21 protein-coding genes and 1 tRNA gene are annotated in these 26,794 nt (G+C 46.4%); 10 read left to right on the top strand and 12 right to left on the bottom strand.

All coding sequences use genetic code 11. The features are described from left to right. From rpmB to tsaD, 3 genes are all read right to left on the bottom strand, one after another. The gene (gene rpmB / locus JZY04_RS03640; RefSeq protein WP_002560154.1) at window positions 1–261 is read right to left on the bottom strand and encodes a 50S ribosomal protein L28; all 261 of its coding nucleotides are present in this window, start codon (window positions 259–261) and stop codon (window positions 1–3) included. Window positions 262–382: 121 nt separating this feature from the next. After that, window positions 383–1,615 carry a CinA family nicotinamide mononucleotide deamidase-related protein gene (locus JZY04_RS03635; RefSeq protein ID WP_122142145.1) on the bottom strand — a complete coding sequence of 411 codons (1,233 nt, stop codon included), beginning with the start codon at window positions 1,613–1,615 and terminating at the stop codon, window positions 383–385. Window positions 1,616–1,679: 64 nt separating this feature from the next. Beyond that, window positions 1,680–2,699, bottom strand: coding sequence for a tRNA (adenosine(37)-N6)-threonylcarbamoyltransferase complex transferase subunit TsaD (gene tsaD, locus JZY04_RS03630; protein WP_005806292.1), 1,020 nt, complete (start codon window positions 2,697–2,699; stop codon window positions 1,680–1,682). 200 nt (window positions 2,700–2,899) lie between these two features. Between tsaD and JZY04_RS03625 the strand changes: the two genes are divergently transcribed. Beyond that, window positions 2,900–7,336 carry a translocation/assembly module TamB domain-containing protein gene (locus JZY04_RS03625; RefSeq protein ID WP_122142146.1) on the top strand — a complete coding sequence of 1,479 codons (4,437 nt, stop codon included), beginning with the start codon at window positions 2,900–2,902 and terminating at the stop codon, window positions 7,334–7,336. A 108-nt stretch (window positions 7,337–7,444) separates the two neighbouring features. Here JZY04_RS03625 and JZY04_RS03620 read toward each other — a convergent pair whose 3' ends face one another. The 6 genes from JZY04_RS03620 to JZY04_RS03595 all read right to left on the bottom strand — a co-directional run bounded on the left by JZY04_RS03620 (window position 7,445) and on the right by JZY04_RS03595 (window position 14,761). Beyond that, on the bottom strand, window positions 7,445–7,825 hold the full coding sequence (locus JZY04_RS03620; RefSeq protein WP_005820355.1) for a YccF domain-containing protein: 381 nt from the start codon (window positions 7,823–7,825) through the stop codon (window positions 7,445–7,447). An 88-nt stretch (window positions 7,826–7,913) separates the two neighbouring features. Continuing rightward, a complete protein-coding gene (gene proS, locus JZY04_RS03615) occupies window positions 7,914–9,407 on the bottom strand; it encodes a proline--tRNA ligase (protein WP_122142147.1) in 1,494 nt (497 codons plus the stop codon). A 179-nt stretch (window positions 9,408–9,586) separates the two neighbouring features. Next, a complete protein-coding gene (locus JZY04_RS03610) occupies window positions 9,587–10,351 on the bottom strand; it encodes a CDGSH iron-sulfur domain-containing protein (RefSeq protein ID WP_122142148.1) in 765 nt (254 codons plus the stop codon). An 84-nt stretch (window positions 10,352–10,435) separates the two neighbouring features. Next, window positions 10,436–11,170 (bottom strand): TIGR02757 family protein, encoded by a 735-nt coding sequence (locus tag JZY04_RS03605; RefSeq protein ID WP_122142149.1) that lies wholly within the window; start codon window positions 11,168–11,170, stop codon window positions 10,436–10,438. A gap of 131 nt (window positions 11,171–11,301) precedes the next feature. Beyond that, complete coding sequence (locus JZY04_RS03600) at window positions 11,302–14,535, bottom strand: S41 family peptidase (protein WP_122142150.1); 3,234 nt, start codon at window positions 14,533–14,535, stop codon at window positions 11,302–11,304. A gap of 153 nt (window positions 14,536–14,688) precedes the next feature. Further along, window positions 14,689–14,761, bottom strand: a tRNA-Gly gene (locus tag JZY04_RS03595). A gap of 66 nt (window positions 14,762–14,827) precedes the next feature. Here JZY04_RS03595 and cobU point away from each other — a divergent pair. From cobU to cobC, 4 genes are all read left to right on the top strand, one after another. Further along, window positions 14,828–15,439 carry a bifunctional adenosylcobinamide kinase/adenosylcobinamide-phosphate guanylyltransferase gene (cobU, locus tag JZY04_RS03590; RefSeq protein WP_080546236.1) on the top strand — a complete coding sequence of 204 codons (612 nt, stop codon included), beginning with the start codon at window positions 14,828–14,830 and terminating at the stop codon, window positions 15,437–15,439. 11 nt (window positions 15,440–15,450) lie between these two features. Then, window positions 15,451–16,488: a nicotinate-nucleotide--dimethylbenzimidazole phosphoribosyltransferase gene (cobT, locus tag JZY04_RS03585; RefSeq protein ID WP_005806309.1), complete on the top strand. Its 1,038-nt coding sequence runs from the start codon at window positions 15,451–15,453 to the stop codon at window positions 16,486–16,488. A gap of 11 nt (window positions 16,489–16,499) precedes the next feature. After that, window positions 16,500–17,243, top strand: coding sequence for an adenosylcobinamide-GDP ribazoletransferase (cobS, locus tag JZY04_RS03580; RefSeq protein WP_005806312.1), 744 nt, complete (start codon window positions 16,500–16,502; stop codon window positions 17,241–17,243). Window positions 17,244–17,371: 128 nt separating this feature from the next. Continuing rightward, window positions 17,372–17,962 carry an alpha-ribazole phosphatase gene (gene cobC, locus JZY04_RS03575; RefSeq protein ID WP_101603178.1) on the top strand — a complete coding sequence of 197 codons (591 nt, stop codon included), beginning with the start codon at window positions 17,372–17,374 and terminating at the stop codon, window positions 17,960–17,962. Here cobC and cbiB read toward each other — a convergent pair. Genes cbiB through JZY04_RS03560 form a run of 3 tightly spaced genes read right to left on the bottom strand, consistent with a single transcriptional unit; the run spans window position 17,895 to window position 21,379 of the window. After that, on the bottom strand, window positions 17,895–18,851 hold the full coding sequence (gene cbiB, locus JZY04_RS03570) for an adenosylcobinamide-phosphate synthase CbiB (RefSeq protein WP_181996327.1): 957 nt from the start codon (window positions 18,849–18,851) through the stop codon (window positions 17,895–17,897). The genes cobC and cbiB overlap by 68 nt on opposite strands. A 34-nt stretch (window positions 18,852–18,885) precedes the next feature. After that, complete coding sequence (gene cobD / locus JZY04_RS03565; protein WP_122142151.1) at window positions 18,886–19,899, bottom strand: threonine-phosphate decarboxylase CobD; 1,014 nt, start codon at window positions 19,897–19,899, stop codon at window positions 18,886–18,888. After that, on the bottom strand, window positions 19,892–21,379 hold the full coding sequence (locus JZY04_RS03560; RefSeq protein ID WP_122142152.1) for a cobyric acid synthase: 1,488 nt from the start codon (window positions 21,377–21,379) through the stop codon (window positions 19,892–19,894). Before JZY04_RS03560 ends, cobD begins: the two co-directional genes overlap by 8 nt. Window positions 21,380–22,001: 622 nt before the next feature. Between JZY04_RS03560 and JZY04_RS03555 the strand changes: the two genes are divergently transcribed. The 5 genes from JZY04_RS03555 to JZY04_RS03535 all read left to right on the top strand — a co-directional run bounded on the left by JZY04_RS03555 (window position 22,002) and on the right by JZY04_RS03535 (window position 26,709). Then, entirely contained in the window at window positions 22,002–22,793 is a 792-nt protein-coding gene (locus JZY04_RS03555; RefSeq protein WP_005806323.1) for a hypothetical protein, read from the top strand. A 702-nt stretch (window positions 22,794–23,495) separates the two neighbouring features. Continuing rightward, window positions 23,496–23,843, top strand: a complete 348-nt coding sequence (locus JZY04_RS03550) for a hypothetical protein (RefSeq protein WP_005777955.1) — start codon at window positions 23,496–23,498, stop codon at window positions 23,841–23,843. Then, window positions 23,840–24,163 carry a type II toxin-antitoxin system RelE/ParE family toxin gene (locus tag JZY04_RS03545; RefSeq protein ID WP_005777957.1) on the top strand — a complete coding sequence of 108 codons (324 nt, stop codon included), beginning with the start codon at window positions 23,840–23,842 and terminating at the stop codon, window positions 24,161–24,163. Before JZY04_RS03550 ends, JZY04_RS03545 begins: the two co-directional genes overlap by 4 nt. Window positions 24,164–24,246: 83 nt before the next feature. Beyond that, window positions 24,247–25,695 carry a TolC family protein gene (locus JZY04_RS03540; protein ID WP_122142153.1) on the top strand — a complete coding sequence of 483 codons (1,449 nt, stop codon included), beginning with the start codon at window positions 24,247–24,249 and terminating at the stop codon, window positions 25,693–25,695. Between the two features lie 15 nt (window positions 25,696–25,710). Further along, window positions 25,711–26,709 (top strand): HlyD family secretion protein, encoded by a 999-nt coding sequence (locus JZY04_RS03535; RefSeq protein ID WP_005806331.1) that lies wholly within the window; start codon window positions 25,711–25,713, stop codon window positions 26,707–26,709. Window positions 26,710–26,794 lie beyond the last annotated feature (85 nt).

Raw genomic sequence — 26,794 nt, 5'->3', positions numbered from 1 at the left:
TTAGCCAATAACTTTAATGGTTTTCCAATCACAATACCCTTTGGCAACTGCATCATTCAGAGCAGCGTCCAAACCTTTCTTATTAATAATACGCAAACCAGCAGCGCAGAGGCTCAGGCTGATCCAGCAGTCCTGTTCTACATAGTAGAACTTTTTGTTAAACAAGTTCAAATCAAAGGTTCTCTTAGTTCTTCTCTTTGAGTGTGAAACATTGTTGCCAATCATGGCTTTCTTTCCGGTAATTTGACAAATCTTCGACATTTCTATCTTATTTTTATAGTTTTAATCTATACTTCTTTCAAACAGAGCGCAAAGTAAGCACTTTTATAGATATAAAACAAGCATTTCTTAAATAAATTCATTATTCAGCAGTAATTTTTCTTCATTTCACCAATTTTCGAAGTAACAGAAGAGCATTATTACCTGCTCTCTCCACATTCATTTCTCTTCCGCGGTCAGTTTCCTGCTTCATAGTGCAAATTTCATTTTTATAGGCAGCAGCAATCCAGACTGTACCAACAGGCTTCTGCTTAGTACCTCCGCCAGGACCTGCAATACCCGAAGTGGCGACTGCACAATCAGTTTTCAGCGCTTCCATCGCACCTTTTACCATCTCAATTACGGTTTCCTCGCTTACAGCACCTTTCTTTTCAAGCGTTTCCATCGATACCCCCAGCAATTTCATCTTTACTTCATTAGAGTACGCCACTACACTTCCTTTAAAATATTCCGAACTTCCGGCAACCGAAGTAACACGGGCTGCAATACTTCCACCGGTGCAGCTTTCTGCGGTGGAAAGGGTCAATTTCTTCTTTTTCAGAAGTTCCCCAATCAGAATCTCAATCGGTGTATCTTCTTCATCCAAAATATCTTCACCTAAAATGGCTTCCAATTTGGCGCTCTCAACATTTAAGTATGTCTCTACTTCCTGACGATCTTGTCCACGTCCTGTCAATCTCAAGCGAATCAAACCGGGTTTAGGCAAGTAAGCAAGTTTAATACAAGACGGCAGCGCCACCTCCCAAGCCTCCAGTTTTTCAGCCAGCACTGATTCCGGATAATTTTGCACAGTAAAAGTACGATGTACAATGGCATCTGTATGAAACTTTGCGCACAAACGAGGAATCACTTCTTCACTCATTACCGTAGTCATCTCCTGAGGAACACCGGGCATGGAAACAAGCACTTTACTATCCTTTTCAAACCAACTGACAGAGGCACTTCCCACCCGATTATTAATGACCGTACAATTCTCTGGCACCATCGCCTGACTCTTATTCAACGCATTCATCGGTATTTTTCCAGCTAATACCCGCTTCACATTTTCAAATACAGCCTCACTAAAAATCAGTTTGGTACCAAAATATTCACAAAGGGTTTGTTTGGTGATATCATCCTTAGTAGGACCCAAACCACCTGTCATCAATACAATATCCGCCCTTTTCATCGAGGCATCCACTGCTTCGGTTATCTCTTCTGCACGATCACGTACAGACACTACACGAATAACTTCGATACCGACTTTATTTAATTCGCGTCCCATCCATGCCGAATTAGTGTCAGTCACCTGACCTATCAGCAACTCATCACCGATGGTTATTATCTCTGCAAACATGATTTTTTTTATTTAACTTTCTCAATATTATAGATAGAAGAAGAAAGATCTACCCTCTTTTCTTTTATAAAGTCACACGTGAATAAGCCGGCAATTCCATAGGACAGAAGTCTTTATCCTGATATTTAAAATATCCCGTAATAGCGATCATTGCAGCATTGTCCGTGGTATAGCTAAACTTTGGAATAAAAATCTTCCAGCCATACTTCTCCGCATGCTCACGGAAAGCATTACGCAAACCGTTATTGGCGGACACACCACCTGCTACAGCTACCTCGTTAATTTTATACTGTTTGGCTGCTTTACGGAGTTTATCCATCAATATATCTACAACAGTCGCTTCAAGAGAAGCGGCTAAATCAGTCTTATGATGTTCGATGAAATCGGGATCTTCTTTCATCCAATCACGCAACGAGTAAAGAAACGATGTCTTCAATCCACTAAAACTATAGTCCAACCCCGGGATGTGGGGTTTGCTGAATGTATAAGCCTTCGGATTGCCCTGACGTGCCAAACGGTCAATAATAGGACCGCCCGGGTAACCAAGCCCCATCACTTTTGAACATTTGTCAATAGCTTCTCCGGCAGCATCATCAATTGTCTGTCCCAAAATCTCCATATCATTGTATGCCTTCACCAGTACGATTTGAGAATTACCTCCGGACACCAACAAGCAAAGGAATGGGAAAGTGGGTTGTTCATTCTCTTCACCCTCTTCTTTAATGAAATGTGCTAATACATGTCCTGTCAGATGATTAACATCGATCATGGGAATGTTTAATGAGCGGGCAAACCCTTTCGCAAAAGATACTCCCACCAGCAACGATCCCATCAGTCCGGGACCTCTCGTAAAAGCTACCGCACTCAATTCCTCTTTCGTCACCCCTGCACGTTTCAATGCTTCATGCACCACAGGTACTATATTTTGCTGATGCGCACGTGATGCTAATTCGGGTACTACACCACCGTAAGCTTCATGCACCGCCTGACTGGACACTACATTCGACAACAGAAAACCATCTTTTATTACCGCAGCCGACGTATCGTCACAGGAAGACTCAATTCCTAATATAATTGTACTCATACGCTTTTTGATATTTAAACGATGCAAAAGTAATGATAAAAGTAGGATTCATAACGAACTATTTTATATTTTTGTTCGCAAAATAAAAACAACCGCTTATCAGAACGCTGAAGAAGACTGTACGCTGGGTTATCGGTATTATATTAGGTATATATATCGGAACTATCATTTTGCTGAATATTCCTTTTATTCAGCGAAACATGACCACGTTTGTCGCAAAAGAACTATCCCGGACATTAGGTACTGAACTGACTATCGGTAAGATAGATATCGGACTATTGAATCGTATCATCATAGACGATGTGCTGCTCGACGACCAATCGGGCAAAGAGATGCTTAAAATTACTCGTCTTTCCGCCAAGTTTGATATTATCCCCCTATTCAACGGAAAAATCGCAATCAGCAGTGTACAATTGTTCGGCTTTAACATCAACCTGAACAAACCTACTCCGAATACGGACCCTAATTTCAAATTTGTCCTTGACGCATTTGCCTCTAAAGACACAGTAAAAACAGACAAGAGCCTCGACTTGCGTATCAACTCTATATTGATACGCCGTGGTAAGTTGGCTTACGATGTACTGTCGGAAAAAGAAACTCCCGGAAAGTTCAACCCCCAGCATGTCAAATTGCATAATATCATTGCCAACATCTCTCTCAAAGCACTTCAAGGCGATTCGATCAATGCGGCCATCAAACGGCTAAGCGTGGATGAACAATCGGGCTTTGAGCTGAGAAAGTTGAGCCTGAAAGTCATAGCTAATGACAGAGGCATGAAAATAGAGAATTTTGCTATAGAAATGCCGGGTACCGAAATGAAAATGGATACCATTCGGATGGAATATGACAGTTTGGGAGCACTCAATCATTTTGCCGATGAAGTCCGTTTCTCTTTCCGTACTCTGCCATCCTACGTGACCCTGAATGATATTTCAGCTTTTGTTCCGGCACTATCCAACTTTAAAGAAAAGCTGGATCTGGGCATCGATGTAGAAGGTACACTCAACCAGTTGAACTGCAAAACGCTGGAAATTAATGCAGGCGATAAATTCCGACTGAAGGGAGATGTCTCTTTACAGGATCTATCACGCCCGCAAGATGCCTATGTATACGGGCATCTTGCCAATCTATCTGCCAATAACGATGGAATCGGATTCCTGGTACGCAACCTGAGTCCGCATTACAATGGGGTTCCTCCTATTCTGCAGCGTTTAGGAAATGCTTCCTTTCACGGTGAAATATCGGGGTATTTCACAGATTTGGTCATGTACGGTCTGTTTCGTACCAACATTGGTTCTGTCCAAACTGACTTAAAGCTCAGTTCCGATAAAGCCAAAGCCTTGTTTTCTTATTCGGGAGGTGTAAAGACCACCGACTTCGAGCTGGGACAGTTGCTGGATAACAAGCAACTGGGCAAAATTACCTTTAATCTGAATGTTCAAGGCAGCCACTACCGTAACCAGTACCCCGCCATCACGCTAAAAGGCCTGATAGCTGCCCTCGAATACAGTAATTATAAATATGAGAATATCACACTCGACGGAGAGTTCGAACGTGGCGGCTTCGACGGAAAGGTGGCACTGGATGATGAAAACGGTTCGATACATTTAAATGGTAACATCAATGTAGTCGAGAAAATCCCGACTTTCAACTTCAATGCTGTAATAGATAAAGTACGCCCGCACGACTTGAACCTGACCAAGGATTATCCGGACGCAGAATTCTCTCTGAAGCTGAAAGCTAACTTCCGTGGCGGTTCCATCGATGAAATGATAGGTGAAATCAACATAGACAGTCTACAATTCACTGCACCCGAAAAGAATTACTTTCTGGATAATATCAACATCATAGCCACTCGACAAGACAAACAAAACCAACTGAAACTGACCTCCAGTTTCCTGAAAGCAAGTATTGAAGGTAATTATCTGTATCACACACTTCCGGCAAGCGTAATGAATATTATGCGGCGATACATTCCTTCATTGATCCAGCCGGATAAGAAGCCGATTGAAACGAATAACAACTTCAGTTTCGATGTCCACATATTCAATACAGAACTGCTGTCTACCGTATTCGACATCCCATTGAAGATATATACGCACTCGACTGTAAAGGGTTACTTCAATGACCAGGCACAGCGGCTGCGAGTAGAGGGCTATTTCCCCCGGCTACAATATCAAAACACGTTTATCGAGTCCGGACTGGTGCTCTGTGAAAATCCTACTGACCAATTCAAGGCCAAGATACGGTTCAATAACCTGAAAAAAGAGAGTGCCGTAAGCATCTCACTGGATGCGCAAGCCCAAAATGATACCATAAGTGCCAACATCAATTGGGGCAATAATACCATCAATACTTATAGCGGACGATTATCCGCTGCTGCCAGCTTCTTCCGCAAGGCCGAAGAAAAGTCGGCACTGAAAACAGTCGTAGACATCAAGCAGACAGACATTATCCTGAACGACACTTTGTGGCAGATTCATCCGTCACAAGTAGTAGTAGATTCGGGCAAAGTAGATGTAAACGATTTCTATTTCTCGCATAAAGACCGTCACATCCGCATCGACGGACGCATCTCGGAACATGCCGAAGATACACTGAAGGTAGACCTGAAGGACATCAATGTGGGTTACGTATTCGATGTGGTAGATTTTGACGATGTGGACTTTAAAGGAGATGCCACCGGAACGGCATATGCCAGTGGCATTTTGAAGGAGCCGGTCATGAATACCCGCTTACATTTTAAAAACTTCACTTTCAATGATGCTTCTTTGGGAGCAATGGATATTTACGGAGCATGGGAGAACGACAAACGTGCCATCTTCCTGGATGCTCACATGGAAGAAGAAGGGCTATCGAAAACGCACGTCATCGGGCACGTCTATCCGTTAAAGCCGGAAAGTAAACTGGATTTGAATATAGAAACGGAGCATACAAACATTCAGTTCCTCCAATATTTCATGCGCTCCATTGTCGAAGACCTGCATGGACGTACCAGCGGCAAAGCTCATTTCTATGGAAAATTCAAGGAACTCAACATCGAAGGGGATCTGATGACAGATGCGTCGTTGAAGATAGGAATACTAAACACATCATTTGCCGTAAAAGACACTATCCGTCTGTCCACCACCGGTATCACTTTCGACAATATACATATCGCAGATATGGAAGGGCACCAGGGCACGATGAACGGCAAACTGAATTTCAGGCATTTCAGGGATTTGAGCTATCACTTCGAATTCAACGTGAACAACATGTTGCTGATGGACACGAAAGAAAGTTCTGATATCAACTTCTACGGAAAAGTGTATGGAACCGGCAATGCGATGCTGGTTGGCAATCCGCAGGAACTGCAAGTCAATGCAGCCGTCACGACCAACCGCAATACCAATTTTGTCTACATAACCAATGCCACTGCTTCAGCAGCCAGCAACCAGTTCATTAAGTTTATCGACAAAACTCCGCGCAGATTCGTTCAGGATTCCATCAATGTAATATCAGAATATGAGCGGCTGCAGCAGGAGATGGAGGAGGAAGAGACAAAAACGGATATCCGCCTGAATCTGTTGATAGATGCTACTCCGGACGCTACTATGAAAATTATCATGGACCCCATTGCCGGAGACTACATCAGCGGTAAAGGTTCCGGCAACATACGGACAGAGTTCTTTAATAAAGGAGATGTGAAAATGTTCGGAAACTACCGCATCAGCCAGGGTATTTATAAGTTCAGCTTGCAGGAAGTCATCCGCAAGGACTTTATCATAAAAGACGGAAGCAGTATCACTTTCAACGGTCCCCCGTTGGATGCGACGCTCGATATACAAGCCAGTTATACGGTGAACTCTGCTTCGCTGAATGACCTGATCCCCGATGCTGCAGACCCGATCACCCAGCAACCCAATGTAAAGGTGAATTGCATCATGAACCTGACCGGAATTCTCTGGCGCCCCAATATTAAATTAGGTATCGAACTCCCCAACGAACGGGACGAGATACAAACGCTGGTACGCAATTACATCAGTACGGAAGAGCAGATGAACATACAGATACTCTATCTGCTGGGTATCGGCAAGTTCTATCCACAGGAGAGTACCGGAGGCACCCAAAACTCTAATATGACATCGTCAGCCCTATTCTCTACTCTGTCCGGACAGTTAAACAATCTGTTATCGCAGGTATTCGATAACAACAACTGGAACATCGGAACGAATCTCAGTACCGGTGACAAAGGCTGGACGGACATGGAAATAGAAGGTATCCTGTCCGGACAGTTATTGAACAACCGTCTGATTATTAATGGTAATTTCGGCTACCGGGATAATCCGTTAGCTAATACCAATTTCATCGGAGACTTTGAAGCGGAATGGCTGCTCAACCGCTCAGGAGACATACGTCTGAAGGCGTATAATGAAACGAACGACCGTTATTATACACGGACCAACCTGACTACCCAAGGAATCGGTATCATGTACAAAAAAGATTTTAATAAATGGAGTGAACTTCTCTTCTGGAATAAATGGAAGTTGAGAAACCTGAGAAAGAAACAGGCTACCGCACGGGACAGCATCCCGAATGACACGGTAAAGGACATCACCAAAGCTAAATCGGAAATGAAAAGAGAGCATCCGATGTGACGCTCTCTTTTCTTCAGTCTTTATTTTCGTATGTCTCTCTTACAAAGAAAGAATACAAAAACGGAAAGTGTATGAATACCGAAAAGGGATGTGAAGAAGATAGAACGATTAAAAGCCCTTATCGACAATAACCTTTCCGAAGGGAGTCAGAGCCAGTCCGGCAAGTTTGAAGTGTTGTCTCCCGAATGGTATACCAATGATTGTGATACAAAGCAGAATCCCCCATCCCAGGTGAGAAAGGCTGATCCAAATTCCACCAAGAAACAGCCAGACTATATTCATTATTATACTGAGGCAACCTCCCGAATCGGGGGTGCTCCTCACCTCTTTGCCGAACGGCCATAAAGCAAGCCCGGCCAGTTTCAGAGTCTGAAAGCCAAATGGAATACCAATAATGGTAACCATCATCAAGAGACTTGCAATAAGATACTCTATCGCAGTAAAAATGCCGCCGCACAGCAGCCAAATAAGATTCAAGAATGGATTCATAGGCTATTAGAATAACGATAGTAAAGAAAAAGGTTGGAAGTTCATTTCGGTACCTCCAACCTTTTTTCCTTATACCTTATATTAATTATTAATAAGAACGAGCAAATATCACACGGCAAGCAGAAGGTTTGCCGGTTACCATACACTTACCGGGCTCTTTGTCACCTTCAACAAACGAATCGAACGGGATACAACGAATAGTAGCTTTTGTCTCTTCCTTGATCTTCTCTTCTGTTTCCGTAGTTCCGTCCCAATGAGCCAGAATGAAACCGCCCTCTTCGATTTTTTCCTTGAATTCATCGTAGCTGTCTACCTTAGTGATACGTGAATCGCGATAAGTACGCGCTTTCTTGTAGATGTTGGCCTGAATCTCTTCCAACAGATTTTGAACATATGTCTCGATATCATCGCAAGTAACGGTCTCTTTCTCCAATGTATCGCGACGCATCACCTCCATCGTATTGTTTTCCAGGTCGCGTCCGCCCATTACCAGACGAACCGGTACACCCTTCAGTTCATAATCGGCAAATTTGAAGCCCGGTCGTTTGTTATCGGCATTATCATATTTGACCGAAATGCCCAATGCCTTCAGCTTCGCTACAATACCTTCTACCTTGGCATCAATCTGTTTCAGCTGCTCGTCATTCTTATATATAGGAACGATCACTACCTGAATCGGAGCCAGATGCGGAGGTAATACCAGACCGTTGTCATCCGAGTGGGTCATGATCAATGCACCCATCAGACGGGTAGAAACACCCCATGAAGTAGCCCATACGTACTCAAGCTTATTTTCTTTATTAACAAACTGCACATCAAACGCTTTCGCGAAGTTCTGTCCCAGGAAGTGAGACGTACCACTCTGTAACGCCTTGCCGTCCTGCATCATCGCTTCAATGGTATAGGTGTCGAGCGCACCGGCAAAACGTTCATTGGCCGACTTCACCCCTTTCACCACCGGAACCGCCATGTATTTCTCTGCAAAGTCAGCATATACATTCAGCATGCGGATTGCTTCTTCTTCTGCCTCCTCACGTGTTGCATGTGCCGTATGGCCTTCCTGCCACAGGAATTCTGCTGTACGGAGAAACAGTCGTGTACGCATCTCCCAACGGAAAACGTTTGCCCACTGGTTGCATAAGATAGGCAGGTCACGATAAGACTGAATCCAGTTTTTATAAGTATTCCAGATGATTGTTTCGGAAGTCGGACGGATAATCAGTTCTTCTTCCAACTTTGCAGCAGGGTCAACCACCACACCCGAACCATCTTCGGCATTCTTCAGGCGGTAGTGAGTAACTACGGCACACTCTTTGGCAAAGCCTTCCACATGCTCAGCTTCACGACTCAAGAATGATTTTGGAATCAGCAACGGGAAATAAGCATTCACATGTCCGGTTTCCTTAAACATATCGTCCAGCTGACGTTGCATTTTCTCCCAAATAGCGTATCCGTAAGGCTTAATCACCATACATCCGCGTACAGCCGATTGCTCTGCCAAATCGGCTTTCACTACCAAATCATTATACCACTGCGAATAGTTTTCGCTGCGTTTGGTCAGGTCTTTCAGTTCTTTTGCCATTATATTTTTCTTCTTTTAAAGTTTTCTATCTTCAAAACAGGATGCAAAAATACTAAAAATGGGTGAACTGTGATCATTCTTTATCTATAATTTTAAGAGGGAACCCGGCAGGGCAGTTCATAAACAAGCCAGTTTATCGATTGACAACCGGCTTATTTATGATTTTTCAGAAAGCAGAATCACCACTTCTTGCCTTTTTCTTCCAACGGAAGTCCGTCGCTGAATCCCATGGAAGCATGTGTACCGTCGCAAAACGGTTTATTGGACGACTGTCCGCAACGGCACAAAGTCACCCTGTTTCTGATTGTATAGCTTTTGCCATCCGCACTCTCTATGCGGATACCGCCTTTTACCCAAATAGGTCCGCTCACTCTGATTCCGGGATCCTCAATAATACCGATAGAGGGCTCAAAAGGCGGTTCGAAGACTTTTTGCGTCTCTTTGTCCCAAACGACGAGCCGCCCGGCAGGACAATGGCTGGCCTCGCGACGGACAAGTTCACGCTCTTCTTCCGTTTCAGCGAGTTGTACCAGATTCCAGATTCGGCCGCGTGCATCGCAGAAACGGGCAAAAGCACAATACTTTTCGTTATCGGCAAGCACCATGGCGGGGCCTTCCAATTCCTCGGCTTCTTCAAGTAACGGACGTTTGTTATTGGTTTCATTAGAGTCCCAATCGGTGGCACGCTTATGAGAACCGTCACAGAAGGGTTTATGGCGGGAATGCCCGCAACGGCACAGAGCTACCGGAGTGGCCGAACTGTCGAAACTCAGCCCGCGTTGATACACCCACGAAGAACCTTCTTCATTGGGAAGAATAATTTCCTGGTCAATGGGAGGATTACCATAAACAAGATAAGGGCCGTCAGGAGTTATTTTGATATAATACTTCTCGGGTGCTTGCCGACTGCCCTCTTCTACTAAAACTTCTTCTTTCTTAGTCATAATTTTACGCCATAAGGAGGTTTAACATATCCTTTATCGCTTAAAGAACAGATAGTCAAGCTAAAAAGTTTCTTATAACACCGTCTAACTTTTTACGGATTCGTTGATACCAAACCCGAAAAGTGCAAAGTCTCCCTTCACCGGATCATCCGGCCATATCTCCCGCAATGCATCGGTAATACAACGCGCAGTCTTCAGACATTTACGTGCATCGGTCAGTCCAAGATCGACTGAAATGCGATGCACATGCGTGTCGAGAGGAATAATCAGATCCGAAGGATCAAAACTCCGCCAGATACCCAGATCCACAGGAGAATCCCGACGAATCATCCAGCGCAGGAACATACACATCTTTTTCGCTTCGGAAGCACTTGCCAAAGCAGGCATCCCATTGATATGTCCGAACACGGATTGCAGTCTTTCCAACGGAGTACCCGAAGAAAGCGAATGGCACAAATGCGACTCCAGGTCTTCATGTTCTTGATAGGCCGCATACAAAGCCTGACAAAGTAAATAGAAATCATTCCAGGAATAATAACGATAGAAGCTGGTTTTTACTCCTCGATATTTCTTCCACTCCTCACTAAGTATATACCGGTAAGGAGCATTCGAGAACAGTTCACGGTCAATCCGGTCGCCGCTTTTGATAATAGCCTTCCGGTTTCCGGTAGCAATCCAAGAGGCTACCAGGGCAGAGATCTCAATATCGGCCTTGCCGGTATAGCGATGTGGAAACTGTATAGGGTCGTCCATAATAAATTCGGCTACCTCGTATTTATCTGCCAAAAATGCAAGTTTATTCTTTAGTTCTTGTTTCATAAACGTTAGAAGGTATGTATCAAAAAGAAACACCACAGATTACGCGATTCTATACATGACACTGATAATGAGTCTGTAAAAGTACGTGGAATCTGTGGTGAAAACCTCTTACTGCAATCTCAGTAAGTTTTTTATTTGCTAAAATCTCTCGGAGCAGGTACCGGAGCCAATGGTTTACGGTCCTGAAGCTGTTTCATAACCTCTTCGATGGCTCTGTTCAGCTGCTGATCCTCTCCATTCCACTCTTTCACCGGATCATTATCGATCAGGATATCCGGGTCCACACCATGGTTTTCGATAATCCATTGTCCCGTCTTCGGGTCATAACTGGTAAAGAACGGAACACGTATGTCTGTTCCATCCATATATGGCAATGAACCACTAATGCCAACAATACCTCCCCAGGTACGCGTACCTATCAACTTACCCAATCCAAGTGCGCGGAAGCCCCACGGGAACAGGTCGCCATCAGAAGCGGAGTATTTATTAATCAAACAAACCTTCGGTCCCACCTGTACAGCATCAGGCACTGTTCCCACATGGCTGGTACCTCTACCCATAGTCAGGCGATAAGGTTCACGGGAAAGACGTTCCAGGATCATTGGTGAAACATTACCTCCACCATTGGCACGATCATCGATAATCAACCCTTCTTTATCAAGTTGCGGATAGAAATAGCGGGCAAACTCGTTCAAGCCTTCCGGTCCCATATCCGGAATATAAATATATCCGATACGTCCGTTGGAAGCCTGGTCCACTTTCTTTATATTATCCTGTACCCAATTGTAATGTATCAAAGGATATTCATTGGCAAGCGGACTGACCACAACCTTACGTGCTCCGGAAAGCTGAGGTTTGGCATTCAACGAAATTTCAGTAGGTATCTCTGCTTTACCCACCAGTAAAGAATACATATCTTTAACTGTATTGGTCGGCACACCGTCAATAGCTACGATGTACTCTCCTGCTTTCACATCAACCCCCGGTTCCGTAAGCGGAGAGCGTAGCTCTTTGCTCCAAGATGCTCCGGGGAATATCTTCTCCAGACGGAAAAAGCCACTCTTGTCGCGGGTAATCTCCGCACCAAGCAAACCGGTATTGATCCGTTTGGGCTGTTCCGTTTCTCCCGGATTGACATAAGCATGCCCACAGTTCAATTCACCTATCATCTCACCGATAATGTAATTCAGGTCTAAACGAGTTTTAACGTAAGGCAGCAAGACCGCATATTTTTCTTTAATTGCTTTCCAATCTACACCGTGCATGCTCTCCTGATAGAATCCGTCACGATAGGCACGCCAAGCTTCATCAAAGATTTGTGCCCACTCTTTCGGATAATCCACAGCAATCTTCATATTGCTTAAATTGACCGGAGTGGTCAGTTCTGTCTTACCCGAAGGAAGATTGGTCACATAAATCTGACGGCCTTTAAAGAAAAGTGCCTTCTTACCATCGTAAGTAACATCCATCGAAGCTCCATCGGCAATCGATTCCTCTTTCTGACTTGCCAAGTCATACATTTTCGTACCACCGCGTCCCCAGTAGTACACCTTGTTGCCATCCGAATAGAAGTTACCATAATAAGACGGAGACAAGGGCAATCGAACAATGCGATCGGTAATGCCATCCGGATCGAACTTCACCAACGAAGCATCAGCCACTTCCTTTTTATCTACCGGTTTCTTATCCCCGCTTTTGGGTGTAGCATTAGATGCAGCCACTTCCGCATCTTTCTGCATGAAAGGAGACGATGTATCTTTAGACAGCAAAGCGATGTACACACCATACATATTATTATATACATGGTTCCATTCCAATGATCCGTAAGTCGGATTAAAATCACGGGCAGAAGAGAATATCAGATACTTTCCGTCGGCACTGAACACCGGAGAAGAAGAGTTATACCATTTGTCGGTCACCGGATATTCTTTCTTTTCCGCAATATTGTAGACATATACGACATTGATTTCATTTTTACCCATCCGTGTATAAGTCAACCACTCACTGTCCGGAGAGAAAGTAACTCCACCCGGCACTCCCATCGGATCTTGCAATAATAATGAAACTTTCCCGGAAGCCACATCCAGCAGATTAACTCGGTTCTTACGATCCATATACACTATCTTCTTAGAATCCGGACTCCATTTAAAGCCACGGATATATGTATCGTTCTTATGGGTTAACTGCATCGGTTCGCCACCTGCTGCATTCTGCAGATAAAGTTCGGTTTCGCCTGTAGCATCAGAGATATAAGCAATCTGTGTTCCGTCAGGCGACCACTGTGCGTCACGGTCGTGAGCTCCCGGCGAACGAGTTATATTTTTTGTAACCCCTTTTTCTACCGGCAGATTGAATACTTCACCCCGGCTTGTCACTACCATTCGTGCTCCATCCGGCGACAGACTGGCCGCAGTCACATAATTCGCTCCGTCTTTCAAATCGGTACGGGCATAGATGTTATCCGAAGCCAGTGTAATGTTTACCTTTTCAGCCTTCCGGGTAGCGGCATCCATCTTATAAATATATCCACCGTTCTCAAAGACAATGGTATTTCCACTGGCACTTGGGAACTTCACATCATACTCAGTAAAATCAGTTACCTTGGCAGTCTGTTTAGTCTTCGTATTGTATACAAAGATATTCATGATGCGGTCACGATCGGAAAGGAAAAAGATTTCATCGCCAATCCACATCGGAAAAATGTCCTGAGCTACATTATTGGTAATGTTTTCCACTGTTTTGCTGTTCGGATTATACACCCAGATATCATCCGCCATACCGCCTTTATAATACTTCCAGGTACGAAATTCGCGCATCACCCGGTTGTATGCCAATTGTTTTCCGTCCGGTGAGTAACTGCAAAATCCGCCCTCCGGAAGAGGAATTGCTTCTGACAATCCACCTTCCTTGTCCACTGTAAACAGTTTGCCGGAAAATCCATCACTGATACGGTTACGGTATACGATGCGCTGTCCGTCCGGTGTCCAGGTCATGACAATGTTATTGGGTCCCATACGGTCACCCAGGTCATCGCGGCTATTGGTAGCCGTATAGGTAACTCGTAACGGTTCACCCCCTGTCGCAGGCATGGTATACACTTCTGTATTTCCATCATACTGTCCGGTGAATGCAATCGTTTTGCCGTCCGGAGAAAACCGGGGAAACATTTCGTATCCCACATGGGAAGTCAGACGCTGTGCCTCACCTCCCGCAGCAGGCACTTTATACAAATCGCCCGCATACGAAAATACGATTTCCTTTCCGTTCGTAGCAGGAAAACGCAGTAATCGTGCTTCTCCCGCAGCCGATAACAGTACAGGAGCCCCCGCCAGAACGAAGATAGATAAGATTAGTTTCTTATTCATGTGATTATCTATTAAAATTGATTCACAAAGGTAAGAAAAGAACAAAGAGTGAAAGAGGAAATACACAAAAAAACCGCAGATTCCATCATTCTTTTCTCACAAAAAGATCAAGGAAACCTGCGATATTTACTTTTGACTTGAAAACATGAATTGAGCGGTAGGCGAGGGTCGAACTCGTGACCTGCGGCTTGGGAAGCCGCCGCTCTGCCAACTGAGCTACTACCGCAATGTAATTGCTTCCGTTTTGTAAAGCAGTGCAAAGATAAATATTGTTTCTGAAATACCCATGGCAATGGCACAATATTTTGCATCCGGGAACGGAAATATAAAATATTACCGTACATTTGCTAACCGAAAATACACAGATAGATTCATGAAACAGATCATACTTATCACCGGAGGGGCCCGTTCGGGCAAAAGCAGCTATGCCGAACGGTTAGCATTATCTCTCTCCCCCAATCCGGTCTACCTGGCCACCTCACGCATCTGGGACGAAGAGTTCCGTCAACGGGTGTTACGTCATCAGGCCAACCGGGGACCGGAATGGACCAACATAGAAGAAGAAAAGGAACTGAGCCGCCATTCTTTGCAAGGGCGTGTAGTGCTGATCGATTGCGTAACACTCTGGTGTACCAATTACTTCTTCGACCTTGAAGCGGATACAGACAAGGCACTCGCCGCCATAAAAGCCGAGTTTGACCGGCTGACAGAACAGGAAGCCACCTTTATCTTCGTCACCAACGAGATCGGCATGGGAGGCACCTCAGAAAACCTTATACAACGAAAGTTCACCGATATGCAGGGGTGGATGAACCAGTATATTGCCACCCGGGCCAATCAGGTCTTATTAATGGTATCGGGCATTCCCGTAAAAGTAAAAGATGAAAAACAAACGATAGACTAACCCTATATAAAATGAAAACATTTCAAATCACCAGACCGGACGAAACAATCCGGGAAGCATTGACTGACAAAATAAACAATCTGACCAAGCCCAAAGGTTCTCTGGGAACACTTGAAGAACTGGCTTTGCAAATCGGGCTTATCCAGCAGACACTGACTCCCACGCTGAAATGTCCGCAGAACATTATATTTGCAGCCGATCATGGCATTGTCGACGAAGGTGTCAGCCTCTCTCCCAAAGAGATCACCTGGCAGCAAATCAGCAACTTCCTTCATGGAGGGGCAGGTGTCAACTTCCTCTGCCGCCAACACGGATTCGAATTAAAGATCGTGGATGCCGGAGTGGATTACGATCTGCCTTACGACAAGGGAATTATCAATATGAAAGTACGCAAAAGTTCACGCAACTACCTGCATGAAGCGGCCATGACGGAAGAAGAGATGGACTTGTGTATAGACCGTGGGGCAGAGATAGTCCGCCGGTGCCACGCCGAAGGATGCAATGTGCTCTCCCTGGGTGAAATGGGAATCGGCAACACTTCATCCTCCTCTATGTGGATGACCTGCTTCACCCGTATTCCCCTCGAACAATGCGTCGGCGCCGGAAGCGGACTCGACAATGCCGGAATCCGTCATAAATACAGCGTATTGCAGCGGGCACTGGACAATTATCAGGGAGACGGAAGCGTACGCGACCTGATTCGTTACTTCGGCGGTCTGGAAATGGTAATGGCGGTAGGTGCCATGCTTCAGGCAGCCGAACTGAAAATGATTATCCTGGTGGACGGATTCATCATGACAAACTGCATCCTCGCGGCATCCCGGCTTTACCCTGAAGTAATGCACTACGCCATCTTCGGCCATCAGGGAGACGAGACTGGACACAAGCTTCTGCTTGATGCCATGGGAGCCAAGCCGTTATTGAATCTGGGTTTGCGCCTTGGAGAAGGGACCGGGGCCATCTGCTCCTATCCTATCGTAGACTCTGCGGTGCGGATGATCAACGAAATGGACAACTTTGCGCATGCGTCCATCACCAAATACTTTTAAAGAAGCCCCACATGAATATATTAGCAGCATTTATCTTTTTCACCCGTCTCCCCTTCTGGCGCATCCGAGAAGTTCCGGCAGAATGTTTTAAGCACGTGGTGCCTTACTGGCCCCTTTCAGGATGGCTTACGGGCGGCGTCATGGCGGGGGTACTCTGGTCGGCCGCACAGGTTCTCCCCTTCACCGTTGCCGTATTGCTGGCACTTACCAGCCGATTGTTGATTACAGGCGCATTGCACGAAGACGGGCTGGCGGATTTCTTTGACGGATTCGGCGGAGGAACCAGCCGGGAACGTATCCTCTCTATTATGAAGGATTCGCACATCGGCAGTTATGGGGTCATCGGATTGATCGTATACTTCTTCCTGCTATGGAATCTCCTGACAAGTCTTCCTCTCTCCTTCGCCTGCTCTGTACTGATTGCAGGCGACACTGTGAGCAAGTTGACTTCATCACAGATCATTAACTTCCTGCCTTACGCACGGAAAGAAGAAGAGAGTAAGGCGAAGGTGGTTTATAATAGAATGTCGCAAGGAGAATTTGCTTTCGGACTTTTATGCGGAATACTTCCTTTGACGCTCCTGCTTCCGTACAGGTATTGGATTGCCATTATATTCCCACTGGCAGTGTTGTATCTACTATACAGGCTGATGAAACGAAAGTTACAAGGGTATACAGGCGATTGCTGCGGTGCACTGTTCCTTTTAAGCGAACTGTCCTTCTACCTGGGGGTAGTTATTCTTATATTCATATAGTTTGATTCACCACAGAGTTCCACTGAGATGATTTATCTCTTAAACATCTTATAGACAAGAATTTAAAAACCGGTAAAACTCTGTGTTACTCTGTGGTGAATCAAACTCATACTTAAACCAATAAGATCATGGAAATCATATTGATCCGACATACCTCTGTCGATGTTCCCAAAGGCGTCTGTTATGGCCAGACCGATGTTCCCTTACGGGATAGTTTTAAAGAAGAAGCCACAATCACGGCTCAACAGTTGCAGGATGATGTGTTTGATGCCGTATTCACAAGTCCTTTGAGCCGCTGCACCCGTCTGGCAGAGCACTGTGGCTATCCGGATGCCATTCGTGATGCCCGTCTGAAAGAACTGGACTTCGGTGAATGGGAAATGAAGGAGTTCGACAAAATAGATGATCCGCGACTGCAAGAGTGGTATGACGACTATTTCCATGTAGCAGCCACAGGCGGAGAATCGTTTATAATGCAACTTCAACGGGTCTCCGAATTTCTGGATGAAGTGAGCAGGCAAAAGTACGGGCGCGTGGCTGTCTTCGCACATGGCGGAGTACTGATTTGTGCACAGATCTATGCAGGAACATTAAAGATGGAAGATGCTTTCGGCGCACTGACACCTTACGGTGGAATAGTCCGGCTGCAACTTAACCCAAAGACAGCAGAACAGTCAGCCACACCAACGCGACCATCAACGCCTCTGCCTTCTGATTGACGGATACCGCTTTCCTCATATCCGCTGTTGTCAATACCCGTTCGTTATCACCGATGAACGGTTTCCATACCTCCTCCCCGAAGTAATAATGCGGACCGCCGAACCGGCAATTCAGGATACCTGCCAATGCCGCCTCCGGATAACCGGAGTTGGGACTGGCATGGCGACTGCCGTATTTACCCACAAACCTGAATAAAGAAAGCCGTCCGCTGACGATTATCATCAACAGAGCCGTCAGGCGGGCAGGAATGTAATTGGCGACATCATCTATCCGGGCCGCTATACAGCCGAACTGACGATAGCGCTCGTTTCGGTAACCAATCATCGAGTCGAGCGTGTTCACCATCTTATACGCCATCATGCCGGGTACTCCCAGCACGGCATACCAGAAAAGAGGCGCAATCACTCCGTCACTCAGATTTTCCGCCAAGGTTTCCAAAGCTGCCGTGCGCACTTCCTGCGCAGATAAAGCAGAAGTATCCCGCCCCACGATACGCCCCACCTGTCGGCGTCCTTCGTCCAACGAACGGTCCACCGCCTCGAAAACCATCCGGACCTCACGTATCAACGTCGTTCCGGCCAGGCAGCAGAATATCAGCAGGGTCTTTATCAGAGCCGTCAATACGATGGAATACTCTTCGGTCACCCTGAGAAAGAAGCAAGTGAAAAGATAGACTCCCGCAATCAGCACTGCCGATACCAGCCCACCTTTCCAAACGCGGGCACTCCCCACATTCATCGACTTTTCTCCCCAGGCTATCAGTTTGCCGAATCCCACCACAGGATGCGGCAACCAGGCAGGGTCTCCCAACCAGCGATCCAGCAGCCAAGCCAAAGGCAAGGGGGACAGCCGGCAGAAATATACAAGGCAAACAAACCAAAAAAACATCTCGTCCATACTCTGATACATCCTTAATCTGTCATTATTCCGCCATCCACTTCGCAATGGCCCTCACCAGTTCATCATTCTCTTCCGGTGTCTGGGTGGCAACTCGGAAGAAACGTTCGTCCAGCCCTTCGAAGTTGGAAGCATCACGAATCAGAATTCCTTCTTCACGGGCCAGATACTCTTTCAAGGCAGCAGCTTTACCGAATCGCAAACAAACCAGCATAAAGTGCGTATCGCTAGGCCATACTTCCAGTCCGCCTATCGCTTCAAGCGAACTTTTCAGACGGGCACACTCTGCCAGATAGTCCTTCATGGAGAGAGCTTCCGGAATGCCCTCGGAAAGCAGGTAGAGACCTGCCTCGATGGCAAGCTGATTGACCGACCAAGGCATGCGGTTCGTACGCAGACGGGCCATCAGCCCCGGCTGCGCAGTTACGTATCCCAGACGGAGCCCCGGTATGGCATATCGCTTGGTCATGGAATGCAAGAGGATCACATTGGGAAATCCGGCAGCTTCACGTGCGGTGAAGAGTTCCTCCAACGTAAAGTATTCATACGACTGATCGATCACGAAGCAAACCTGCGGATGTTTCCTGATCAGTTCGGTCAGGAGCTCTTTACCATGCACCTCTCCTGTCGGATTATTCGGGTTGCAGAGCCATACCATACGCACGTCCTCCGGCACTGCCTCCAGCGTATACAGGGATGTGACCCTATGCCCGTGCATGCGACAGGCATCGGCATATTCGCTGAACGTAGGCATCAGGATGGCCGTATTCGTCCCCCGGAAGGTTTGCGCTATCAGATAAATGGCTTCTGTGGCACCATTCGTCACGCAAACCGAAGCGGCAGGCAAAGCGTGACGGTCGGCCAGACGGGCCTCTAATGTATAAGGTTCCGGTTCGGGATAAGCGGAAATGGTGGAGATACGCCCGCACAAATGCGTCCGCAACCCGTCAAGGTTTACCTTATTATATACGTTCGAACTGAAATTACTCCGTATCGGGCGGAGGTATTTATAAGAATCGTCTCCGTGTCCTTCAATCATTGTCTGTCAATATTTGATAGATAAGCGGCAGGTCGACATGCTTGCGGACGTGGGCTGCCAGTTTATCGTATTGTTCTTCTTTAAACGCTTTATAGTCGAAAGTGGTCTCCTTCAGCTTATCGGCGAAAGGTTCCAGCAGATAGTCGATGACCGAAGGATTGTCGAGAATGCCATGTACGTATGTCCCCATACAGGTACGGTCGGCAAAATATCCGTCCTCCCTTCCGTCTGCCAGATGGTTGAGTGGCGAAGCGGGAACATCGGCAAGGGGCGTCGTTGTACCCATGTGTATCTCGTATCCTTCACAGGTCTCGCTGCCTTCAAGAAAATGGAAACGTACCTGCCGCGTAATCTTTTCCCCCTGCATACGGGTGCTGACGGGCAATAATCCCAATCCCGGCAAGCGTTCTATCTCACCTTCCACATGATCGGGATCGCAAACCTCCTGCCCCATCAACTGGTAACCTCCACAAATGCCCATCACCGTGGCACCCTCGCGGTGGGCACGGACAATGGCCTGTGCCACTCCGTTACGGCGCAACTCATACAGATCGGACAAAGTGCTTTTCGAACCGGGCAACAGGATGATATCAGCTTTCATCAGTTCGTCCGTATTGTTGGTGTAGAACAGGTGTACACGCGGATCGCGCTCCAATACATTGAAGTCGGTAAAGTTACTTAAATGCCGGAGCAGCACTACGGCTATGTTTACCTTCCCCTGTCCGGCACGGATATTCTTGGTTTGCAGCATCACCGAATCTTCTTCTTCGATATAAATGTCTTTGTAATAAGGCACGACTCCCACCACCGGAACACCACAGAGATCTTCCAGCATCTTTACCCCCGACTCGAAAAGACGGATATCTCCACGGAATTTATTAATCAATATCCCCTTGATATGCTTCCGCTCTTCCGGCCGAAGCAGCATCACCGAACCGTAAACACTGGCAAACACTCCCCCACGATCTATATCCGCCACGAGAATCACATCTGCTCCGGCATGCATAGCCATAGGCAGGTTCACCAGATCGCTGTCACGAAGATTGATCTCGGAGATGCTCCCCGCCCCCTCCATCACTACCGGATTATATCGGGCAGCCAAACGGTCGAATGCGGCATGAACCTCTTTTCGCAATTCCTCCCGTCCTTCACGGCGGAAATATTCGTAAGCATTCCGGTTACCGATGGGGCGCCCGTTGAGCACCACCTGTGAAGTATGATCGGACGATGGTTTCAGTAGCAACGGGTTCATATCCGTATGGCAAGGCACGCCTGCGGCCTCGGCCTGCACAGCTTGTGCCCTTCCTATTTCAAGTCCCTCGGGAGTGGCATATGAATTTAATGCCATGTTCTGTGCCTTGAATGGCGCCGGATGATAACCGTCTTGCAGGAATATGCGGCAAAAAGCTGCGGCAATGATGCTTTTACCCACATCACTACCGGTTCCGGCCAACATTAAAGGGTGTAAGTTCTTATTCATATCGTGTTTGTCACGTTAATGGGCGACAAACTTAGTGAAAATATTCGGGGGGGACAAGTGGGGGTATCAAAAACTCACCACAGAGAACACAGAATAACACAGAGAGGGGGGGGGTGTCGAAACTCGTATTCACAACAGATTTATACAGATAAGTATCATTAGTTATCAACAGATTAAGTTTGCTCTATGGAACTCTGTGTTACTCTGTGGTGAATAATGACACATCCCCAATCCATGCAGAGTGCTTCCATGCGGAAGTCATAACAGTCTCAACTTTCTTGTCACATTCTTTGCTATTCCCACAAGATTCTTTATCTTTGTCACTTGAAAGCCGAAGAGAAATGCGGCATATTGAAACGTTTTTTGCGGAAAGAAAAGTACCAAATTTAATTAATGCATAAAAACAAGAACTTCAATAAATCAGTTTCATACGTGCGACGTAGGGTCGGGCGTGTGAACATATTTATGAAGTTCTAGGTATTGGTACTACCTCTTTCCGCGTAAATATGAACTCAGCGCCCGACTTCTTATATATATAAGGTATACCATAAGGATGTGGACGTTCATAATAATCAGAAAGGTATGAACAGACCAATCAAAGAAGTAACAAGGAGGGGCAGGCATGGCTAACTGGATAACCCTCAAACAACTGTCGGAGAAACGCGGTATTGCCGAATCCGACCTCCGCACATGGGCAAACTTGGGATATATCGCTTCATCGAGGATAGAGAACGTCCTAATGATTGATGACGAAAGCCTGACCCAATATCTTGATGTTCACCAGACCAAAGATTTAGGTGAGAATTATCTGGAAAAGATCATCAAAGAAAAGGAACTGGAACGTGAAGTACTCCTCTCACAATGTGACGACGAACTATTTCTATTGAAAACCCAGAAACTACACCAACCGCTTTTCCATATCCTCATTCAGGAACTCGGTCAGTTGATTACGGACGATCACGAACGGGAAATATTCCTTTCCGTCTCCAGTGGCGAACCCATCGCACGGGTGGCGAAACGTAACAAAATGACGTATGCACGAGTGGCGACTAACTATAGTTCCATCCTCCGGACTCTGGGCGAACATAAGGGGCGAATCGCCACATTTCGCAGTCGGACGATGGAACTGATGTTCGATAAATGCAATACGGTCACACCCGTAAATACTCCCCTATCAAACCTTGTCGGCGCGCATGCCTATAATGTTTTATATGGAGAGATGGGATTCAGGACAGTACGCGACCTTCTGCAATACACCACCCAGAACGGATGGCAAAGCCTGAGACGCTTCAAGGGCATGGGACTGGTTACGTATAAGAGTGTGATGAACGCACTAAGGGATGCCAACTTCATCATTGTCCGCAAAGACGGAAACATCGAGCTGTCACCAGAGATCGCTGCGCTGGTAATATAAAAAAGATAGAACCGAGTATCCCGAAGGGAATTGAGCCAGACACAAAGTACCCTTTTATCAAAATGATAATCCAAACGCTTCAGATTCGCTTTTTCCCGTACAAAGTACCAAGGATGGGCAAAAATCGCCGTATTTTCGCATCAAGAGAATACCGTTAGAAACCAATACATCAATTACGAGAACAAAAGGATACCTATTTTGCATTATCGTTTAACAGCAGAAACAAAAACCAATAAAATATCATATTTTTATCAATCATCAACCTATCACTCTACGAAAGCAACCAGAGAAATAGGACCACTGTTTTCACTCCCAAACAAGAACAATATATGTAATGGAAGAAAACATATAGAGATATTGGGCAAAACTCTTATTCATTTTTGAAAAACGCAACCGTCTTTCGGAGCAAATGCTTACTTCTTTTAGTCGAAATGCCGGCTCTTCAAGGTGAAAACGCCGGCTCTTCCTCCTCCCAAGCCCGGCTTTCCGGGCGAAGAAGCGGAAAGTTCCGGGACATTCTCTCCTATATGGGCAAGAAGATGAAAAGGGATAGTTAGCGGAAAAGGCCATTAGCCGTCTTTTTGATTCCGAAAACGTTTTATAGATATCAATTAGGCAAATGAAATTAATTCTGAACGGAACCTTATTCGCTATCAATTAATTTATTATCTTTGTATTCATACTAAAAAAACAAGACGCATTATGAAGGAGTCTAAAAAATACAAGCAACAAGAAGAGGAAACAACCAAAGTATCCGAACCGGTAGTAGCTTACAATAGTATGGCTTATCTTGAATTGGAAGCAGAGAAAGCAGAATTGATCCGGACTATTGCCAATATAGACAGTAAAGAGATCATCGACAAAGTGAAGCAGAAACTTCACGATGTGCTCGGTTTGAGAGAGAAAACTGCTGTTAAGAAAGCAGCTCCCTGCCAGCTCACAGAAGATGAAATTAAAGAAGAAATAGAACAAGCAATAGATGAAATACAACAAGGACAAATCATCAGCAGCCAAGAAATGCACACTACTTTTAAACACTATCTATTATGATGAAGATAGCATGGACAATTCAAGCACAAAGAAGGGTTATTGAAATTTTAGAATACAGCCAACAAGAGTTTGGTAACAAAGCAACCGATCGCCTGGCAAGAACCATTGAACAAAAAACATTGCAACTAATCAATAACCCATTCCGAGGACCTGTAGAACTGATACTTGCCAAAGAGAAAAAGATTAGCTGCCGATACTTACTCGTAAATCCTTATAAAATTATATATTATGTAGATGAAAAGGAAGAAAGCATATACATCGTAACTTTGTTCCATACTCACCAACATCCTTCTAAGTTGGACAAAGAAGTCGAATTATAAAGACGGCATTCCCTTACATTTTCTGAACAAACCTCCCCCCTCGTCTGTTACAAGGACTCATAAACCTAAACCGTAACAGACGTATGGAAAAAAAGAAAATACCGGTCGCGCTGATGATAGCGGCAGGAATACTCTTATACAGCAACACCGTTCTGGCGCAAAGCCTCCCTCCCACGCGGGAAACTTCGCAGCAGCAACTCAGCTTTGATGAAGCGTTGCAACTGCTGCACAAGGGCAACCAAAGCCTCAAGATAGCCGACAAAGGTATCGACATAGCCCGTGCCGAACGGGGAAAGCTCAATGCCTTCTGGATGCCCAGCCTGCAATCGACCGGTGCATTTGTGCACCTTTCCGAAAAGATCGAAGTGAAACAACCCCTTTCCCAGTTCACCGATCCGGCCAAAGACTTTGTACATACCATCCTGCCGGATGATAAGATCATATCGTCCATACTCGACCAGATTGGTACGAACACACTTATTTTCCCGTTGGCGCCGCGTAACCTGACCACTGTAGACCTCACCGCGGAATGGGTGCTCTTTGCCGGGGGCAAACGTATTCATGCCACCAAGATAGGCAACACAATGATAGACCTCGCCCGTGAAAACCGGGCACAGGTAGACGCCACGCAGCGCACGCTGCTTGCCGAAAGCTATTACGGCCTGCGCCTGGCGCAGGAAGTCGTCAGTGTCCGCCGGGAATCGTACCAGGCACTGAAGCTCCATTACGAGAATGCGTTAAAGCTGGAGGCCACCGGCATGATAGACAAGGCGGCACGCCTCTTTGCCCAAGTCAACATGGACGAGGCACTGCGCGAGCTGGAAGCCGCCCGCAAGGAAGAGGCCGTGGTGCAACGTACGCTGAAAACCCTGCTCAATCTGGAAACAAGTGGAGATATCACACCTTCCTCTCCCCTGTTTATCAACGATACCCTACCTCCCAAGATGGAGTTTTTGCAGGTGGTAGGCATCAGCAACTACCTGCTCAACCAACTGAACCTTCAGGAACGCATGGCCAAGCAACAGGTCCGGATAGACCAGAGCGGCTATCTGCCCAATATCGCCCTCTTCGGTAAGCAGACGCTTTACTCTCATGGCATACAAAGCAATCTGCTGCCTCGCACCATGGTCGGCATAGGTTTCACCTGGAACCTTTTCGACGGACTGGAACGGGAGAAGCGGATCCGGCAATCGCGCCTGACCCAACAGACTCTCGCATTGGGGCAGGAGAAAGCACGTGACGATCTTTCCGTCGGAGTGGACAAACTGTACACCGGTCTGCAAAAGGCGCTCGATAACGTGCGGGCACTGAACACTACCATCGAGTTGAGCGAAGAATTGGTGCGGATGCGGAAAAAAGCCTTCGCCGAGGGAATGGCAACTTCAACAGAAGTAGTAGACGCAGAAACTCTGCTATCGAAAACAAAGGTGGCCAGACTGGCAGCCTACTACGAGTATGACGTAACCCTGATGAATCTGCTGGCACTGTGCGGCATACCGGAACAATACTCGAACCTGCAAAATAATCAATAAAACAATAATAAAGAGATGGAGAAGTCAGAATCTAAAAAAGGCAGAACCTTAAGCATCGCCTTCATCGCCGTACTTGTGGCAGTAGCCTTGTTCACTGCCATCGGAATGATTGCCATGCGCCGCCAGCCCCTGATCCTGCAAGGTCAGGCCGAAGCAACCGAAATCCGTATCAGCGGCAAACTGCCGGGACGCATCGACACCTTCCTGGTGGACGAAGGCGAGTGGGTGAAACAGGGTGATACGCTGGTGGTCATCAACAGTCCCACCGTAGAGGCGAAATACCGCCAGGTGGACGCATTAAAGCAAGTGGCTGTAGAGCAAAACAAGAAGATAGATGCCGGAACCCGCCGGCAAATCATAGCTACGGCGCAGCAACTGTGGAACAAAACCCAGAGTGACCTGGCACTGGCACGGACAACGTATAACCGCATCCTCACCTTATACAAGGACAGCGTGGTCACCTCTCAACGCAAGGACGAGGTAGAAGCCATGTATAAAGCGGCTCAGGCAGCCGAGCGTGCGGCCTACGAACAATACCAGATGGCAGTGGACGGGGCGCAGAGTGAAGATAAAGCTTCGGCCCGCTCCATGGTAAACGCGGCCAACAGCACGGTCGATGAAGTTTCATCACTGCTGGTGGATGCCCGCCTGATTGCGCCGGAAGACGGGCAGATAGCAACGATCTTCCCCAAACGGGGCGAACTTGTGGCACCGGGCACTCCGATCATGAATCTGGTAGTGATGGACGACGTGCATGTCGTTCTCAATGTAAGGGAGGACCTGATGCCAAACTTCCGCATGGGAGGTACATTCATTGGAGACGTGCCGGCCCTCGCCGAAAAGGGAATCGAGTTTAAAATCTACTATATCAGTCCGCTGGGGAGTTTTGCCACCTGGAAGTCGACCAAACAAACAGGAAGCTACGACTTACGGACTTTCGAGATCCACGCCCGCCCTACCCGGAAAGTGGAAGGGTTGCGTCCGGGGATGTCGGTATTGGTGGAGATCAAATAGAGAATAGAAATGAATACGATTCACCACAGAGGACACAGAGGGCACAGAGTTTAAATTTTCTGTTTATAGAATATTAAAGAGAAAA

It is taken from the genome of Bacteroides sp. 11BF (assembly GCF_019633765.1).
Lineage (GTDB): Bacteria > Bacteroidota > Bacteroidia > Bacteroidales > Bacteroidaceae > Bacteroides > Bacteroides hominis.
This window is presented reverse-complemented; position numbering and strand designations above follow the sequence as displayed.